We start from the raw sequence: 17916 nt of genomic DNA on the forward strand, positions 1-17916 counted from the left end.
ATTATTTCCCTCCTTCGAGAACGACAAAATCCTCGGCCCCAATTGTCATCCCATTTGTTGTATAGCCATGCTTGTTATAATTGACAACAATCCGTTTTCCATTTTCATATGTCGTTTCAAATACACCTTCATCCAACATACGATGGTCCACGATAAATTGGTCTTGTACATCACCAAGGGCCTCATTATAGCTCTGATACCAAGAGGTTATTTCTTTTTCCCAATCTTTATAATAGGTACTGTAAAATCTACTCATGTTATCAGACGCTAGTAATTTCTGTGTTTCTTCATAGGTTAGGATAAACGAGGGAACTGCTCCATACTCAATTCCTTGTAAGAAACTCTGTTGGGCATTACCGCCCATATTGCCATAATTAAATGAGTAACTTACCAAACCATGAAGTGCAATTTGTGCAAACGGGACTTTTTGGTCAGCGAATAAATCATAAGAATAGTCACTATCCATTTGATCAAGATGATCGACATATGGCAATGCATAGAAATTCCCTTTGGATAATTGAACCTTTCCTAGTTCGGCTTTTGTTTTTTCCAATACGTTTTCATGAATCTCTTTCACGTCTTGACGGTTCGCAAAATGGCGATCGTTATAGTCCGTCGAAAGCATAGAGCCAATTCCATCACCGTAGATGTATCCATCAACCGCAATTTCCTTTGCTTTCTTTAAATCATTGAAAATTGTTTTTTCCATAAAACGCGGACTAACATAGACCTTTTTATTTCCGAAACGGTTGTTTTCAATAATGGTTGAACTTAGATCTTGTAATCCATCCCTATTTGGACGAAAACGATCTTTATTCGTATTATTATACGTGTAAGAGCTCGTATCCAGGAATACAGAAAAGCCTTTTGATTGAGCAAATTCGACGAAATTTTCCATTTCATCATTTCCACCTAGTTTTTTGGCTACTGGAAAATGGCCGCCGAAATTCTCATATCCGCCTCTCTGCCACCCATAATAATTAATAGTCATATCTTCTACCCCAGAACTATTCAATTCCTTCACGATTTGACTAGCCTGGTCAGCAGTTGTTAACGGAAGGAACGTATCGCGAATAAATCCCTTTTTTGTTCCTCCACCGAGAATACTTAATTGTAAGTCAATGTTTTCGTCAGCTTCTGCTTTTGTTAGTCCCTGTTCATCCATAAGATACTGTCGATATCTTTGAGCCATATCTACATAGGTAGGAGTTTGCTCCTCAATCATGTAGTACCTAACAGAGCGAGTAGACCGCTGCATTTCCTCAGAATATAGATAAAATCCTGTGAATTTTTTCTTATCTGTAGGCTGGAAAAATTTGAATCGAAAATGATGTTCAGCAGTTACCCAGTTATATTGACTTAATGACTCTGACGGTGCAGAAACAATACTTGCATATGAATCACCATCACGAACAATACCTAGAGTAGCAAGATCACCTTTTTTTATACCGAAGACAGGCATCCTAACTGGTTGTCGTGAAGATAAATCCGTCTTTGTTGAAAATGCCCAATCATCGCCATATATCCGTTCGCTATATAAGTTATTCGTACTCGCGCGGTTTTTCTGAAATTCTACGAGAACACCTGGACCATCTGGAAGAAATAGATAGCCATTTTCTTCGTTAGAAGTTTCAGCCCCTAAGAACGGAAACAAGCGAAGGGAAACAAGTCGGCTTTTTGGATTCTTTTTCGCATCAGCTTGTTCCTCTTTCGTTAACTCCTTTGCATCCACAATTTCATCAGCTAAAACCTTTGTCTCTACGAAGTCTTCTCCAAGGTGGACCTCAATGGGTATGTTAAAACCAATTTTCGGCATATCATAGGTCACTTTGAACCCGTCATCGAGCTTCGTGAATTCTACAGTCCCGCCTTGGCTCAAGAAATTCGATTCTTTTACAACATCTTTACGTACATTGAATTCAACAAATGTAAACATGAAAGGAGATTGTAAATGGGTCTGCCAAACATTAGATGCCCCACCTTGTTCCCAGCCATCTGGATTAGGAAATGATCTAGTGGTTTTGCCATTTTGCTTATTCACAACAACAAAGTGGCCGGTGTCCGGATCAGCCTTCAATATATATTTGGCGTTTTCTGCAATATTTTGAAATCCACTTTCATCTGGAAGAGAACTCTCTACAGGTGCTCCTTTACCTTCATCACCAGACTCATCCTCCGATGTATCTGATTCTTCGGCATTATTGTCATCATTTGTATTTTCAACTTCCTCAACATTTTCCTGTTCGGCCGAATCGCTATCATCGTTATTGGCAAATGCAGAGATCGTCCCGAATGTTAAAAGAAGAACTAAGACAATCAATGATATTCGTTTAAATTTTATCATCACATTGTCACCTCCTGGTAAAGCGTGAAGATAAAGTCGATCGTTTCTGACGTTAATCCGATAATAATGAATACTAACACCCATAGCATAACCATTGAGAACAATGTAAGCAGAATGTTCACGATCGTTTCACCTACTGAATAGTTCTGTAAAGATTGAACCATCCAGAAAAAGAGTGCTGCACACCAAATCACCATAATAGCATCGAAAAACCCGTAAATAGATCCCTCACTAAGGGTCATGATATTTGAAAGTAATGCTAATGGTAATCCTAGTAAAAATACTGGCAATAACGAATAGGCACTTCCCACGAAGACATCTCTGAAACGGGCTTGCCCATATCGGATCGCGCCAATTAGATAGTGACAAATGACCCAAGATACCCATACCATCACGCCTACGGATAGTATTGAACCTGCATTTAAACTTTCAATTGGGATAGGCTGGAATGTGAAGCTTGTAAAATAGATTCTTGCTAAAGCTACAACTACAACTACTGCTAGAATTAAAATCGCACTTGTATATCCACCTAAATCTCTATATCGGACATCAGCAAAACCATCTAGTGGATGCCTTAAAATATAGAAAGCATGTTTTATTTGCTCAATCAGCTTTATTTCTTGCCACTTTCTACTTTTTGCTACTTTCTTTTGACGCCTTTTCTTCCTTCGATATTTTGAAGTTGCCACTGTTCCAACACCAATTACTAACAATGAGTTGGCGAAATAGGCAAAGTTCTTTTGGAACCAGGATAAACGAATTTGCCAAAACGAGTCTGAATATCCTTGTTCATCACCAGCTAATTCGTATAGATTCATCGCCTCTTTATAATCTTCTCGATAAAAGGAAGCACGGGCAAGACCTGCATAAGCTGGTGAGAATAGCGCATTATGTTTTACGATTTCGTTCCAGTATTGCTCACTTTCATCATACTTTCCTTGCTGCGTTAGTATGTAAGCAGTCTGAATATCGTTTCCAAAAGCAGTTGGCCTTAGAACTTGAATAAGATTCAACGAATCATCTAAAATAAATATCTTATTTTCAGAATTAGTATCTAGTGCTGTCGGGCTCTTATTTACGCCTACTTGCGGGGAACCAGCAGTAACAGGTGCTCCCCAGAAAAAGAGCAATTCTCCATTTTGGTTAAATTGAGCAACAATGTTACTCGCTTTATCAATGACTGTCACTATTCCATTTTTATCAACAGTAACGTCGCTGATCTCCGCTGTTGGCGGACCTTCAGCTTCTGTTTGCGTCATCGCACGCCTGCGTAAAAAATTCAAATTAATATTGTCACCAAAGGAGAACTCTTTCCACTGATTTTCACCACGAATATTAAGCTTTTTAATTTGCTCAGTGGCATCCCTTGAAACTGTGTAAATAAATCCGTTTTGGTCAATGTCAATGTTACGTATTGGATTCGGCAGTAACCTTACCTGTCTTTTCAATTGTTCCTCTGTGTATAACATGTTACGGACTCTATCCATAAGAGACACTTCTGTTATATTAGTACCATAAAAACCATAGAATTGACCTTCGGGATCAAATTGAACAATCCCTTGGTACGTTCCGCGTGAAACAACATAGACAAAGCCACGTCGGTCAACAATCATGTTAATTGGTTCGTACACAAAATTCTCGTCAATATATTTAGAATCTGGTCTTCCAAATTCTTTTAAGAGTTTGCCCTCTTTATTTAAATGAACTACTCTCTTATTCCCAGTATCCGCCACATAAATATCGCCTTTTGAGTTTAGAAATACACCTGAAGGCTGTTTCAACGGACTCTCTGGTACTGTAAGGATTCTTTCTAACTTTCCATCTTTATCCAAATGAACGATCCGATCATTGCCTGTATCTGCAATATAAATATCATCCGCTTCATCAATAAACAAATCTTGCGGTTGTTTTAGCGGAGAAAAGATTTGTTCGCCGTTTTCGTCAACCATATAGATATCTTCTGCCATAACCCCGTCAGGCTCATACGCAGGCTGCGTGAAAATCGTCCTATTAAAACCATTAACACTAAAAGTTTCAAAAGGCGCTTCAGCCTTGACTGATAATGAAGATGGCAAGAACAAGATAATAAGGCTGAAAGAGGCGAATAGCATATTCCGAATTCTTCGTCTTATTTTCATTGTTGAACCCCCGTTTCCTTGCCTTATTTAATTCCAGAGTGGGCCATGGTAGCAATAACTTTTCTTTGGAAGAACAAAAATATAATCAGCTGGGGTAAGAACATAATCAGTGCCCCTGCTGCCGCGGCTCCTTGTCTTGCAACTGTATTGGCCAAATTTGCGGTGAGCGACATCATATAATAAGGCAATGTTTTCATCGACTCATCCTGCATAAACAACTGCGAAGTTTCAACATTTCCCCATGCATTTTGGAATGAAATAATCGCAATCGTTGCTACAGCAGGAGTTACAATCGGCATAACAATTTGCATAAACATTCTAATTTCTGATGCACCATCAATTTTAGCTGCTTCTAACATTTCATTAGGTACTTGATCCATAAATTGCTTCATAAGGAAAACCCCGACAGGCATCGCAATCATTGGTAATACGTGACCCCAATACGTATTCATAATCCCTAAACCTTGAACAACTACATAACGAGGGATCTGTAATACTGTTGGTACAAATAAAAGTGATACCATGATTAGGGCGAAAACAAGGTTGGATCCTGGGAATTTATGTTTAGACAATGCATAGGCACATAATGAGCTCGTAATAACCATTGCAGCTGTAGCCAACACCGTTACTATTACACTATTAAAAATGTATCTTGATACTGGCACGAATGTACTTTGTGTCATAGACATTAATTCAATAAAGTTTTGAACTGTTGGATCCTGAACGATAAACGTCGGTGGAAATAGGAATAACTCATGTAATGGCTTAAAAGCATGATTAAAAATATATACAATGGGTAGTAACATAAAAACCGCTAGCAAGGCTAAGAAAAAGAGAATAACCCATTGAGTACCATCAAGCCTTCTTATTTCTCCACCAAAATTTTTCACTTTGATGATGGCCTCTTGCCCCATATTTTTTAGTGAAGCTAATAGTTTCAAATTATTCGTCCTCCTTTTCACCAAAAAGATAAGAGAAGACACGGCTGAGCATGAACATCAAAACCAATAAGATAACCGAAACCGCCGCTGCATAGCCTAGTTCAAATCGGATAAAACCGTAGTCTGAAATATGACTGATCATAACTTGACCAGCATAGTTAGGTGTTGGGTTTGATCCCGATAATTGCACTCCAAGTTCACCTGACTGCAAAGTATGAACAATAGCCATAACCCCTGCGAACATTAACTGAGGTTTTAGCATTGGTAAAGTAATATACCAAATTTCCTGTAATCTACTAGATATACCATCGATTTTTCCAGCATCATAAAGTTCTTGATCCACATTTAATAAACCAGCCAGCATCGCCAAGAAGCCAATTCCCATACTCGACCAAATGGAAACAACAATCATAATATTTAAAAGCCAGTCTTGGTCTTGTAGGAATATAATCGGTTCTGTAATAAAGCCATATTTCAACATAAAACTATTGATGTAACCTGTACGGTCACCGGAAAACATTACTTGCCAAACTACCGTCATGGCAACCCCCGCAGCAAGCGAGGGAGCGTACATGGCGAGTGCAAAAACCATCCGCAATGTGTTCGGTAATTGTGCAATGAACCACGCTAGCAAGAAGCCTAGTATAAATCCTACTGGTCCAACGAATAATGAAAATTTAAATGTGTTCGGTAAAATATTTTGCAAGAAGACAATGTCTTGTGAAAATAAAGTTTGATAGTTTAGCCATCCCGTCCATTCCGGAAATTGTATCGAGTTAAAATAGGTAAAACTTAATCCAATAGCCGCAATAACTGGAATGAGAATAAAAATAATAAACATAATCATGAAGGGAGCGATAAACAAGTAAGATAAGCGGTATCGCCATATTTCAGACAGTAATTTCTTTGTTTTCTCAGAAATATCCATCTTGAACTGGTTAAACTTACCTGTTTTCACTGTTTCCACATTTGTGTTTTCTATTTGAGCATTACCGTTCAAGCTGACTCACTCCTTCCCACGGTTCTGTAACACTAAGAAGTTTTAAAGGATGTAATACTTTTCCGTCTTTATCGATCAAATCAAATTCAATTTGTTTTCTCTTTAATTCTCGATTTATTTCTTTGACTGCTTTTTCCAATTCTATTCTTGGATTTTCTCCTTCAAGGACTGTTAAGTTCCATGCAAAATCCAACTGTCTTGTCGTCATATAACCGCCTGGAACGTTAGGTACATCTTTTACCCACTTCCACTGCTGTAAAATTACTTGTAAATCTTCTTGTCTCCATGGCATTTGACTAAATGCTTGTACGTTAGCCGAGTTCCAACGGAATGTTTCTCCACGGAATTGTTCAAGGTTTAACCCATATTCTGTTTGCATCTCTGGCGATGTATACCACTTAATAAACTCCCAAGCTAATTCTTGCTTTTCTTCTGGAGTATCGTTAAATAGCATCATGCTTGTTGTATCCATCCCAGTACCACCGGCCCATCTTACAATCTCGCCATTTTCATTTACGTGGCCTGGAACAGGAGCAATCCCCCACAAATCAAGAATTTCAGGTGCAGCAACTAGTAATTGCATATATTGATTAAAGTCGGCAATACCAATTGGCATCGTTCCTTTTCTAAATTGCTGATAAAAACTTTGAACTTGATTGTCCATACCATGAAGATTAAAGAGATTCGTCCACTCTTCAAATCCTTTGAATGCTTCAGGATTATCTAATGCAGTTGCCATCCCATCTTCGCTATAAAGGTCAACCCCGTTTTGGTATAGCATGTATGAAAAGTCTTTAGGATCTGCATAAAAGTTATATTGATTTTGTAGCAAAGTCGGAATCATATCATAGACATCGTCCCAAGTATTAGGAACCTCAAGGTCGAGCTGATTCAATATATCTTTACGATAAAATAAAACTTTAAAGTTAATTGTTTCTGGGATTCCGTAATATCCGCCATCATAATAATATGGAAGCAAAGTACCCGGTGCATAATTATTTAGTACTTCTTCGGAACCTGATAGCTGGGAAAAATCTTTCGCTGCACCACGCAGAGCCATTTCAAAAGGCATTCCACTTGGTACACCAAGTGCGACATCAGGCATAATTCCGGCTGCCTTTGCTAAAATTAGCAAGTTTTGATCTTGAATAAGGTTTACATTAACTTTGATCCCATATTCTGGAGTGAAATATTGGTTAGCTAACTGCTGTAATTCTTCCGCGTAATCGCGCCCCCACATCATCCAAACATTCAGTTCTTCATCTTTCTGTTCTCTTAATTGATTCTTATCAGAGAATGAGTAAATGAGAGAATTGTACGTTCCTTTGAACTTCTCAAAGAAATTAGCCGTCATACGTGGAAATTCTTCCTTATTTGGAGTTAAGTAAAACTTATCTATTTCCAATGGGCTATTCATTAATTCCGTTCTTTGTGTTTCAAGCTTTTCCTGCATCGCACCAATTCTTACTTGATTGTTTGGAATATCATTTGGCTTTTCAAGTAATACGGAAATATCCTGAACAATCGATTCGAATGCTTGAGAAACATTACTTCGTTCGCCGTTTATCTCAATCGTTTCTTTGGCGAGTTTATCGAATTGATCATGCATCACTTCAAGTTGTTCAATTAAGCCAGGTAATTCTTTTTTTACGTTCCACACCCTGAATTCATCGATTCGGTTTCCTGAAGCGATCTGAATTTCTTGAGAAACAGCTTTAATTTGATCAGCCAATTCCTCAATTTGAACAATAATTGGCATGAATGGCTCGTACGTTACTTCAAGAGATAACGTATGTGTCCCTTTCTCTAAATAGATAGAATAAGGTTTTTCATTATCATCCTTTACGATAAGTTCCTGCCATTTTGAAGCATATGGGATTTTCAAATGCTTCATTTCTTCAAATGGAATCTCTCCATCAATATATAAAGTTCTAAAAACAGCTAGATTCTTCCGATAATTTTGTAATCCACGAAAGCCTAGTTTGTATTCGCCACTTTCTGGAACATCAAATTCCCAAGTGATCGTTTGCCCGCTGTCATACCAGCTTCCTCCACCTATCGTATTGAATTTTATTTTTTTCAATGATTCAGGTGTAGTCAGTGGGTCACGATTATATTGAACCTGAATAGAAGTTGAATTTTTCCCACTAAATTGCTCTGCTTCAATTGTGATTGTTTCACCATTTTCCTGAGCATTATCAGGGTAAGTTCCCTTTACTTCTTCATAATTTGGAATAGTGGTAGGTGGTTGTATCTTAATTGTTCCAATTGCAAGTCCTTCTCTCATTGGCTGTAAACGAATCGTGTTTTTCCCTTTTTCAAGATAAAACAATAGTGGGTCAACACTTACACCAGGACTCCGAAAAAGAGCTGTACTCCATTCAGTAATATCCTCAACTAAAGATCTAATTTGATTACCTTCGCTATCAAATTGTGCTTCTTTGTCCTGATACTGTCTTCGCAATTGTATCGACCTTGTCTCACGATAGGGATGGGAACCATTAATTTGTACACCTAAAATGGCCGCTTGCCGACTCCCTCCATCCTCTTGGGTAAATGGTCTATATTCAGCAGACAATTCATACAAACCCGCCTCTTTGACATCGATTACATATTCAGCCCAAGCTGATGAGTCGGACCATATAGCTACATTATCTTTTCCTGCGTATGATCCGTGTGATATAGCGTTTTCATCCGATGCATTTGAGAAATCAAAGGCTTGGATTTCAATAACATCTTTTCCGGGCTTTTTTCCGTCAGCTTCCCAATTCTGCAATACTTCATTATAAAACGGTTCAATAAATGTATTTAAATTAATTGCCGCAGGTTGCTCTTCCTTTGCTTCTTTCTCTTCAGCAGAGGCTTGTCCATCTTTTCCAATATTTAAAGGTGTACTAGCAATGAAAACCATACATATAAATGAATATAGCAATCTCTTCATTAGAGATTTCCTAGATTGCAGCTTCATCTTATCCCTCCGTTCAATCTGTCAACAATTCTTCACTATCTCTATCAAAGAATAGTGCTTTGTCCATATCGACAGCTACTCTTACTTTTGCACCCTCGTCATAGCGGGCCCTTGGATGAGCACGTACTATAAAGGACTCTTTCCCATGAGAATCGAGATGATAATAGTGATCAGATCCAATAAACTCATTAAATTGTAAAAATGCCTCAATAGTTGCATGTGGATAAGTTTCGAATAATTCCTTTTCGAAGCCCATATGCTCTGGTCTTATTCCCATCACAACCTCATAATCATGTAGACGTTTATTCCTCATCATGTTTGCCTGTTGGTCTGTAAGACGTAAGTTAAACGCTTTCGTGAAAAACCGAATATGACCATCAATTTCTCGTATAGTCCCTTTAAAGAAATTCATAGGCTGATTTCCGATGAATTTTGCAACGAACATATTTGTCGGCCTATTATAGATCTCTTCTGGAGAATCAACTTGCTGAATAATACCTCTATTCATTACAACTATCCGATCTCCCATTGTCATCGCTTCAATTTGGTCATGAGTTACATAAATAGTTGTTACACCCATTGACCTATGCAACCTTATAATTTCTGCCCTCATTTGTACACGTAATTTTGCATCTAGATTGGATAATGGTTCATCCATCAAAAACGCTTGAGGCTGTCTAACGATGGCTCTTCCTAAAGCTACCCGTTGTCTTTGACCACCACTCAGTTCTCTCGGTTTTCTATCGAGAAAAGCGCCAATTTCCAACACGCGAGCTGCTCTTTTTACAGCATCTTCAATTTCGTGCTTCGGGATTTTTCGTATACGTAAACCAAATGCAATATTTTCGTATACAGTTAAATTAGGATACAAAGCATAGTTTTGGAAAACCATAGATATATCCCGATCTTTAGGGGGGATGTCATTTACTAAATTATCACCAATATAAATTTCCCCCTTTGAAACATCTTCCAATCCAGCCACCATTCTTAAAGTTGTCGATTTCCCACAACCTGAAGGTCCCAAGAATACGAGAAATTCCTGGTCATTTATATCCAGGTTAAAATCTTTTACTGCTAACTCCTTAAACTTTCCATACTGCTTAGAGACATTATTCAACAAAATCCTTGCCATTTAGGTCCCTCCTAAGACAAAACGTAACAATTTGTAGTTTGTTTTAACTAAATTTTATATGAGTTTTTGTGAATTTAGTGTGAAGATTCTACACACTCTGTGTAGCTTTTGACAGCCTTTTACAAAAAAAAGAAGAAACACCATAGTTTCTTCTTAAATAGCTGTATGAAATTCCCCTAGTTTGCCACATCACGTTTTGTAAAAAAGACAAAAGCTAGACAAATAAATAACAAGAAATAAATAATCATAACTGTAATGGAAAAGGACATCGTCATTCCTTCCACTAATGGCGTTCCATCGATATATTGCATTAAATTTGTATTGGCAAACAATGAGTATTTGGGCCATTCAAATTTAGTTGCTAGCAAATTCGTAACAGTATCACCTGTCATAAGTAAGAAGATTGAGATTCCGATCGCAAGGCCACTTACTCTGAAAACAGAAGAGATCATGAAAGCCATCGTTGTTAGTAAAAAGACACTTAATGAATTTAGTAAGTAGGTTTTTACGAGATAAATAAAAATACTTTGTTCTACTACTTCTCCGTTTGTGTAAGCTAGATGAACATTACTAGCAGGATCACCTGTTCCGAAAAAGATAGCCCCTAAAAGCGCAGAACTAATAAATAGAATAGCAAGCATAAAAACAAGAAATACAACAGTTGTAAGATACTTGGCTAACAAAATCTTCCAACGTCTGTACGGCTTGATTAATAAGTTCTTAATCGTCCCCTTACTAAATTCATTCGCGACAATCCCCGCTGCAACAACGATTACGAGTAAACCAACTAAGCTAATCAAACCAGTAGAGTCGTTGACAAATGACCATATTGTATAATCCTGTTCTGGTGGAATATCATGTTCAATCCGATACTCATTTATAGCAATTTGCTTTTCTAGAAAACCTGTAAGAGATGGGGCCATCACGATATCATTAGGATTGGACAACGTTTCTCTATCTGATTGGATTTGTGTCTGAAGCTCTTTTTTCCAATCCGTACTTACTGCCTTATCTTGGGAATTCACGTATTTTGAAATCCCTCCAACTGCTATTACTATAACAATAAGAAAAGCAATCATAATATACGTACTAATTTGTTTGAATATCTTAATCCATTCATTTTGTACTAGTCTAAGCATTAGCTTTCACCGCCCCATTATTTGTAATCTCTAGGAATCGGTCTTCCAGTGATCTTGATAATTTTTTCATTTCATAGATTAGCAGATCATGGTGAACGAGATAATTAATGACTTCGGGAACTTCCTCTTTATCTAGCATCAATTCGAGTTCATTCGACCTGATATTTATTTGATAACCTTGCTTTTTTAATAACTGAAGTGCCTTTTTAGGATTATCAACGATACAGCTGTATGTTCTTTTCATAACTTCAGTGTCTTCTTGAACATATTGGACATTAATCAATTTTCCCTTTTGGATAATCGCTATTCGATCACACATCATTTCCATCTCAGAAAGTAAGTGACTTGAAACGATAATGGAAAGATTTTTCTCACGAGCAAGACTTCTTAAATAGTCACGGATTTCTCTAATACCTGCTGGATCAAGTCCATTTGTTGGTTCATCTAGAATTAACACTTTAGGATTATGCAAAAGACTTTGCGCAATCCCTAGCCGCTGCCTCATCCCCAATGAATACGTCTTTACTTTGTCGTGAATTCTATCCTTCAAACCAACAAGTTCAACTACTTCATCAATTTTTTCTTTTGTAACACCTTGTATTAAGCGGGCAGCTTGTAGCAAGTTATGATAGCCACTCATATATTTATACATTTCAGGGTTTTCAACAATTGCCCCCACATGTTGGATCGCCTCTTCAAAATCTTTCTTAACATCTTTTCCGCAAATTGTTATTTCGCCTGAACTCATTCCGATTAGTCCAACGATCATTCGAATAGTAGTTGTTTTCCCGGCACCATTTGGACCAAGAAATCCAAACACTTCCCCTTCTACTATTTCAAAACTTAAATCATCTATGATTTTCTTTCCACGAATCACCTTTGAAACATGTTTCAGCTCGACTACGCTTTTCATCGTAGATCACTCTCCTCTCTCTTGCATTATTGACTTAAACCATTCTAGTACTGAATAGCCATATTCTGCTCGAAGATCCTCCACCTGTTCATGCCCAATGATTTCTCCATTATGAATAGCCAAAACCTCATCCATAATTGATTCAATTTCATCGATTTCATGGGTAGCAATGATTACCAGTTGTTTACTAAGGTCAATATACGTTAATAAACTTTTTACAATTGAATCTCGTACCATTGCATCCAGGCCGGAAAATGGCTCATCAAGCAAAATAATCGGAGTATCTCTTGCCAATGTAAGGACTAATTTTACTCTTCCACGATTTCCCTTTGACAACTGGCGAATTTTTTTCTTCGGATCCAGCTTCATATCTTTTAATAAATGAGCAGCTTTGGCGGAGTCAAAGTCAGGAAATTGCGAATCATAGAAATCAACCATTTTTCCTACTGTAAAACTTTCGTAAAACATATCTAGTTCGGTCAAATAGGCAACTTCTTGACAGGTTTTTCGAGAAACCTCCTTACCAAGCACGGTTACTTTACCACTATTTGGGTAAACGAGCCCTGTTATTAACTTTAAAGTAGTTGATTTTCCACTTCCATTTGCCCCTAATAAACCATAAATTTTTCCGGGCTGAAACTCCATTGTCACGCGATCCAATGCTTTGTCGTCACCATATTTCTTTGTTACTTCATGAAAGCGAATGGCCATCTTGGTCCCTCTCCTTCAAATAGCTTTCAAGTCCTTTCATCATTTGCTCCTTAGAAAAGCCCAATTCCTCCATATTACTTACAAATTGCTCAATGATTTCCCGTTGCATAGAGCGTTGCAATTCATGCACAATACTTTCGCTTTCAATCACAAACGACCCCTGCCCTCGCTTTGTTTCCACGATACCCATCCTTTCCATTTCTGTATAAGACCGTTGAATTGTATTTGGATTAACTCCTGATTGAATAGCCATTTCTCTCACAGACGGAAGTTTTTCTCCTGGTTTGATTTCGCCTCTCGCAATCTTTTGGAAAACTTGATCTACAATCTGTAAATAAATTGGTTTAGATGCCTCAAAATCTTTAGCCATTTTTGCTACACCTCCACCTTTTTATCAAGGAGGCGACTTGATATGAGAAATAGAGCAATAGCGATAACGGTATATATGCAAATTGCAAGAATCGGAAAAGAGAAATCTCCATCTCGTTTAACAATTTCCCATCCACTTCCTGATACGTAATCCATCGATGGCACGGTGTTTATTTCAATTGTCAAGCTAGGAAATAAATTGCTTTTCCCTAATATAAAATGAAAGATTGCTTCGATAGTATTAAAGGAAAACCACATGATCATAATAATCAACCACCGGAAACTCCTTATATGAGGGTATTTCCCCAGGGAGTGATACACAGTCCAATAGAATAGAATCCAGATAGCTAGATAAACGGCGGTACCGATAATTCCGAGATGGAATAAGAAGATCAAATTAATAGGTAAAAACTTTTCAGACGTCGAAATCACTTCTGCTCGAAGTAAATAATTAAGTATGACCACACCGTATATAATTAGGAAAAACTGTGATAGTACTTGCATTAAAAACATAGACGTCAATTTTGCAAGTAATAATTTCGTACTGCTTTGCGGATTATAGAGCCACATTTGCGATTTACCTTCAATTTTTAGTGCGAATAACATCAAAATTGGCATTAAAACGATTTGAGCGCTTATGGCAAGTATATATATAGGAACTAATGAACTTGGTTCATTGATTCTTTCTACAAGAACGAAACTTGCAATCATCCCCAAAAAAAGAAGAACTAGCCAAACCAAATACCAAAATCTTGTTATTGCTAGATCTTTTTTGATTAAGCCCCAAAAAGCATGCATGAATAGCACCTCCAATGTATCACTGTATTAATCAAATAGTACACTAACACATTAAGATTTGTCAATGTGGTTTTCCCAAATAACTTGGACTTTCTTTTTATGAAAATAACTATTGACAATTCCGCTAACAATGTCTACCATATAAATACAATTGTATTTTGTAGGTAGACATCGAAAGGGTGAGGCAAACTTGAAAAACTATGTATACATTGGACTACTAGGCCTTGGAACTGTAGGGTCTGGAGTAGTCCAGCTTATTAATGATCATCAAGAAGAACTTGTTCACCAAGTAGGCTGTAATGTAAAGGTAAAAAGCATACTTGTTCGTGAATTAGAAAAAGAACGTAATATCCAAATTGGGGAAACATATTTAACAACAGATCCAAATGAAGTATTGAGAGATCCCGAGATTGATATTATTGTTGAAGTAATCGGTGGAATTGAGGAAACAAAAAAATATATTATCGAAGCTTTGGAAGCAAAAAAACATGTTGTCACTGCTAATAAAGATTTAATTGCTCTTTATGGACCTGAACTTCAAAAGATGGCTTTAGACAATCAATGTGACTTATTTTATGAAGCTAGTGTAGCTGGAGGAATTCCGATCCTTAGAGGATTAGCAGATGGTTTTGTTTCAGACCGCATCCAAAAATTAATGGGAATTGTTAATGGAACTACAAATTACATTTTGACCAAAATGGATGAAGATGGTTTTTCCTACGAGCAGGCACTAAAGGAAGCTCAAGAACTTGGCTTCGCCGAATCCGATCCTACTGCTGACGTAGAAGGTCTAGATGCTGCTCGAAAAATGGCAATTTTGGCAAGGTTAGCCTTTTTAACGGAAGTAAACTTAGAAGATGTCGAAGTATCAGGTATTAGCAAAGTTGCTGTTGAAGACTTAAATTACGGAAAAAAGCTTGGTTACACGATGAAATTAATCGGTTTAGCCAATTTCGAAAATCAACAATTGGAAGTGAGTGTGCAGCCAACTTTCCTTTCAAAAAGCCATCCTTTAGCCTCTGTCAAAAATGAGTACAATGCCATTTATGTAAACGGAGAGGCTGTAGGAGAAACGATGTTTTACGGCCCTGGAGCAGGTAGCCTGCCAACAGCGACTGCGATCATGTCTGACGTCGTAGCCATCATGAAAAACATGCGACTCCAAGTCAATGGAAATAGCTTCGTTGGCCCGCGTTTTGAAAGAGTTTTAAAAAGTCCTGACCAACGTTTTGGGCAATACTATTTCCGTTTACACTTAAAAGATGAAGTTGGGGCATTTTCCAAAATTACAAACTTGTTTAATAAGCTGGATATCAGTTTTGAGAAGATCTTACAAACTCCATTAAGTAAAGAGGATTTGGCAGAAATTATTATCGTCACGCACAAAGTATCACTAGAACAATTCCAAACTGCCTTAATGGAACTAAGCGACTTACCTGTTATAAAAAATGTGATTAGTTATTATCGTGTAGAGGGAGATGGAAAGTAATGAAATGGCCGGGATTACTTGAAAACTATAAAGAATACTTGCCAGTTACGGATCAAACACCGGCACTGACACTAAACGAGGGAAACACACCACTCGTTTCTCTTTCAAATTTATCGAAAGAACTTGGAATTGAATTATATGCGAAAATAGAAGGAGCTAATCCTACTGGTTCCTTTAAGGACCGCGGAATGGTTATGGCTGTTGCAAAAGCAGTTGAATCTGGAAGTAAATCCATCATTTGTGCATCTACAGGAAATACTTCCGCTGCTGCAGCTGCTTATGCAGCAAAAGCGGGTATAAAAGCAATTATTGTGATCCCAAAAGGAAAAGTTGCTCTTGGTAAATTAGCTCAAGCTATGATGTATGGAGCTGAAATCGTTGAAATTGAAGGTAATTTTGACGAAGCTTTAAAAATGGTTAGAACGATTAGTGAGACTTCTGCTGTTACCCTTGTTAATTCTGTTAATCCATTCCGATTAGAAGGACAAAAAACAGCTGCGTTTGAAGTATGTGATCAACTTGGCTCTGCACCAGATATTCTTGCCATTCCTGTCGGTAACGCCGGAAATATTAGTGCCTACTGGAAAGGATTCAAGGAATACAATGAGTTTAAACAAACTGGACTTCCAAAAATGTTTGGCTTTGAAGCTGAAGGAGCTGCCGCAATCGTTCGCGGAGAACCAATTGATGAACCAGAAACAGTTGCTACTGCAATTAGAATTGGTAACCCTGCTAGTTGGTCTCTCGCCGAAAATGCCCGTGATGAATCAGGTGGTATGATTCAATCTGTTTCAGATACTGAGATCTTAAATGCATTTAAATTATTGGCAAGAACTGAAGGTGTATTTGCTGAACCAGCATCTTGTGCATCAATCGCAGGTGTACTGCAACAATTGGAAAAAGGAAACATTCCTAAAGGAAGTAAAGTAGTTGCAGTTTTAACAGGAAATGGATTGAAGGATCCTCAAACCGCCATTTCTGAAATCAATATTGAAACTGTTGTTCTTCCAAATGACGAACAAAAGGTTTTAAATTATATTGAAGGCGTCATTTCAAATGAATAAGTTTACGATTACTGTTCCAGCGAGTAGTGCTAACATCGGCCCAGGTTTTGATTCGGCCGGATTAGCCGTTAATAAATATTTAACGCTGTCAGTAGAATACTCAAATGTTTGGGAGTTTGAACATCAGTCTGTCCATCTTCCAGCCAATCCCGATCCAGCCAAACATTTAATTTATCAGGCAGCAAAGGAGACCGCTGATACATTTCGCGCACCCCTGCCTCCTTGTAAAGTAGTAGTTGAAAGTGAAATTCCTTTAGCACGGGGTCTTGGCAGCAGTGCTTCAGCGATTGTTGCTGGTATTGAACTGGCCAATCAACTCTGCCAACTGAGTTTAACTGACCAAGAAAAGCTAAAACAGGCAACAATGATGGAAGGCCATCCGGATAATGTAGCAGCTGCACTTTTGGGAGGGCTTGTCATCGCCTCACCATTAGCTAGTGGGGAGATCGGAGTTTTCAAAAAAGCAGATCCTCAAGTAGAGTTAGTTGTTTCTATTCCGGAATTCGAATTAAAAACAGAGGATGCCAGGAAGGTATTGCCGGAACAATTTTCTAGAAACGATGCTGTTGCAGCAAGTGCTGTTGGAAATATCGTATTTGCTGCACTCGTTTCAGGAAATTATGAACTTGCGGGCAAAATGATGGAAGAGGATCTATTTCACGAACCTTACCGTGCATCGTTAATTCCAAATTATCGCGAGATTCGTAACGAAGCAAAATCAGCTGGTGCATATGCAACAGTTATTAGCGGAGCAGGTCCGACAATGATTTCACTCGTTCCAAAAGGAAAAGGGTCACTCGTTTCTGCAAGTTTACAGAAACGGTTTCCGACTTATAATGTGGAATTGTTAAAAATAGACCCATATGGTCTCCGCGTTAATTTAGATTTATCTTCAAGGTTAGCGAGATAA

Annotated in this window: 14 protein-coding genes; 3 read left to right on the plus strand and 11 right to left on the minus strand. The window is 37.9% G+C overall.

The window, feature by feature from the left end; genetic code table 11:
- Position 1: 1 nt before the first annotated feature.
- The 11 genes from BN1243_RS08010 to BN1243_RS08060 all read right to left on the minus strand — a co-directional run bounded on the left by BN1243_RS08010 (position 2) and on the right by BN1243_RS08060 (position 14453).
- Positions 2-2344, minus strand: a complete 2343-nt coding sequence (locus tag BN1243_RS08010) for a DUF5696 domain-containing protein (RefSeq protein ID WP_062105769.1) — start codon at positions 2342-2344, stop codon at positions 2-4.
- Positions 2344-4482, minus strand: coding sequence for a YIP1 family protein (locus BN1243_RS08015; protein ID WP_062105771.1), 2139 nt, complete (start codon positions 4480-4482; stop codon positions 2344-2346). The genes BN1243_RS08010 and BN1243_RS08015 overlap by 1 nt, the downstream gene beginning before the upstream one ends.
- A 23-nt stretch (positions 4483-4505) precedes the next feature.
- Complete coding sequence (locus tag BN1243_RS08020; protein ID WP_062110499.1) at positions 4506-5396, minus strand: carbohydrate ABC transporter permease; 891 nt, start codon at positions 5394-5396, stop codon at positions 4506-4508.
- 28 nt (positions 5397-5424) lie between these two features.
- Positions 5425-6423, minus strand: coding sequence for a carbohydrate ABC transporter permease (locus BN1243_RS08025; RefSeq protein ID WP_230200138.1), 999 nt, complete (start codon positions 6421-6423; stop codon positions 5425-5427).
- Positions 6413-9364 carry an extracellular solute-binding protein gene (locus tag BN1243_RS08030; protein WP_230200139.1) on the minus strand — a complete coding sequence of 984 codons (2952 nt, stop codon included), beginning with the start codon at positions 9362-9364 and terminating at the stop codon, positions 6413-6415. The genes BN1243_RS08025 and BN1243_RS08030 overlap by 11 nt, the downstream gene beginning before the upstream one ends.
- Positions 9365-9404: 40 nt before the next feature.
- Positions 9405-10523, minus strand: coding sequence for an ABC transporter ATP-binding protein (locus tag BN1243_RS08035; RefSeq protein WP_062105775.1), 1119 nt, complete (start codon positions 10521-10523; stop codon positions 9405-9407).
- 176 nt (positions 10524-10699) lie between these two features.
- Positions 10700-11662: an ABC transporter permease gene (locus BN1243_RS08040; RefSeq protein WP_062105777.1), complete on the minus strand. Its 963-nt coding sequence runs from the start codon at positions 11660-11662 to the stop codon at positions 10700-10702.
- Positions 11655-12575, minus strand: coding sequence for an ABC transporter ATP-binding protein (locus BN1243_RS08045; protein ID WP_062105779.1), 921 nt, complete (start codon positions 12573-12575; stop codon positions 11655-11657). The genes BN1243_RS08040 and BN1243_RS08045 overlap by 8 nt, the downstream gene beginning before the upstream one ends.
- Positions 12576-12581: 6 nt before the next feature.
- The gene (locus tag BN1243_RS08050) at positions 12582-13286 is read right to left on the minus strand and encodes an ABC transporter ATP-binding protein (RefSeq protein ID WP_062105781.1); all 705 of its coding nucleotides are present in this window, start codon (positions 13284-13286) and stop codon (positions 12582-12584) included.
- A complete protein-coding gene (locus BN1243_RS08055) occupies positions 13267-13656 on the minus strand; it encodes a GntR family transcriptional regulator (RefSeq protein WP_062105783.1) in 390 nt (129 codons plus the stop codon). The genes BN1243_RS08050 and BN1243_RS08055 overlap by 20 nt, the downstream gene beginning before the upstream one ends.
- 5 nt (positions 13657-13661) lie before the next feature.
- Positions 13662-14453, minus strand: a complete 792-nt coding sequence (locus tag BN1243_RS08060; protein ID WP_062105785.1) for a hypothetical protein — start codon at positions 14451-14453, stop codon at positions 13662-13664.
- A 190-nt stretch (positions 14454-14643) separates the two neighbouring features.
- Here BN1243_RS08060 and BN1243_RS08065 point away from each other — a divergent pair, with 190 nt between their 5' ends.
- From BN1243_RS08065 to thrB, 3 genes are read left to right on the plus strand one after another with little or no spacing between them, the layout of a single operon-like run.
- Positions 14644-15942, plus strand: coding sequence for a homoserine dehydrogenase (locus tag BN1243_RS08065; RefSeq protein WP_062105787.1), 1299 nt, complete (start codon positions 14644-14646; stop codon positions 15940-15942).
- The gene (thrC, locus tag BN1243_RS08070) at positions 15942-17006 is read left to right on the plus strand and encodes a threonine synthase (protein ID WP_062105789.1); all 1065 of its coding nucleotides are present in this window, start codon (positions 15942-15944) and stop codon (positions 17004-17006) included. Before BN1243_RS08065 ends, thrC begins: the two co-directional genes overlap by 1 nt.
- Entirely contained in the window at positions 16999-17916 is a 918-nt protein-coding gene (gene thrB / locus BN1243_RS08075) for a homoserine kinase (RefSeq protein ID WP_062105791.1), read from the plus strand. The genes thrC and thrB overlap by 8 nt, the downstream gene beginning before the upstream one ends.

This window comes from Bacillus niameyensis, assembly GCF_001375535.1.
Lineage (GTDB): Bacteria > Bacillota > Bacilli > Bacillales > Bacillaceae_C > Lederbergia > Lederbergia niameyensis.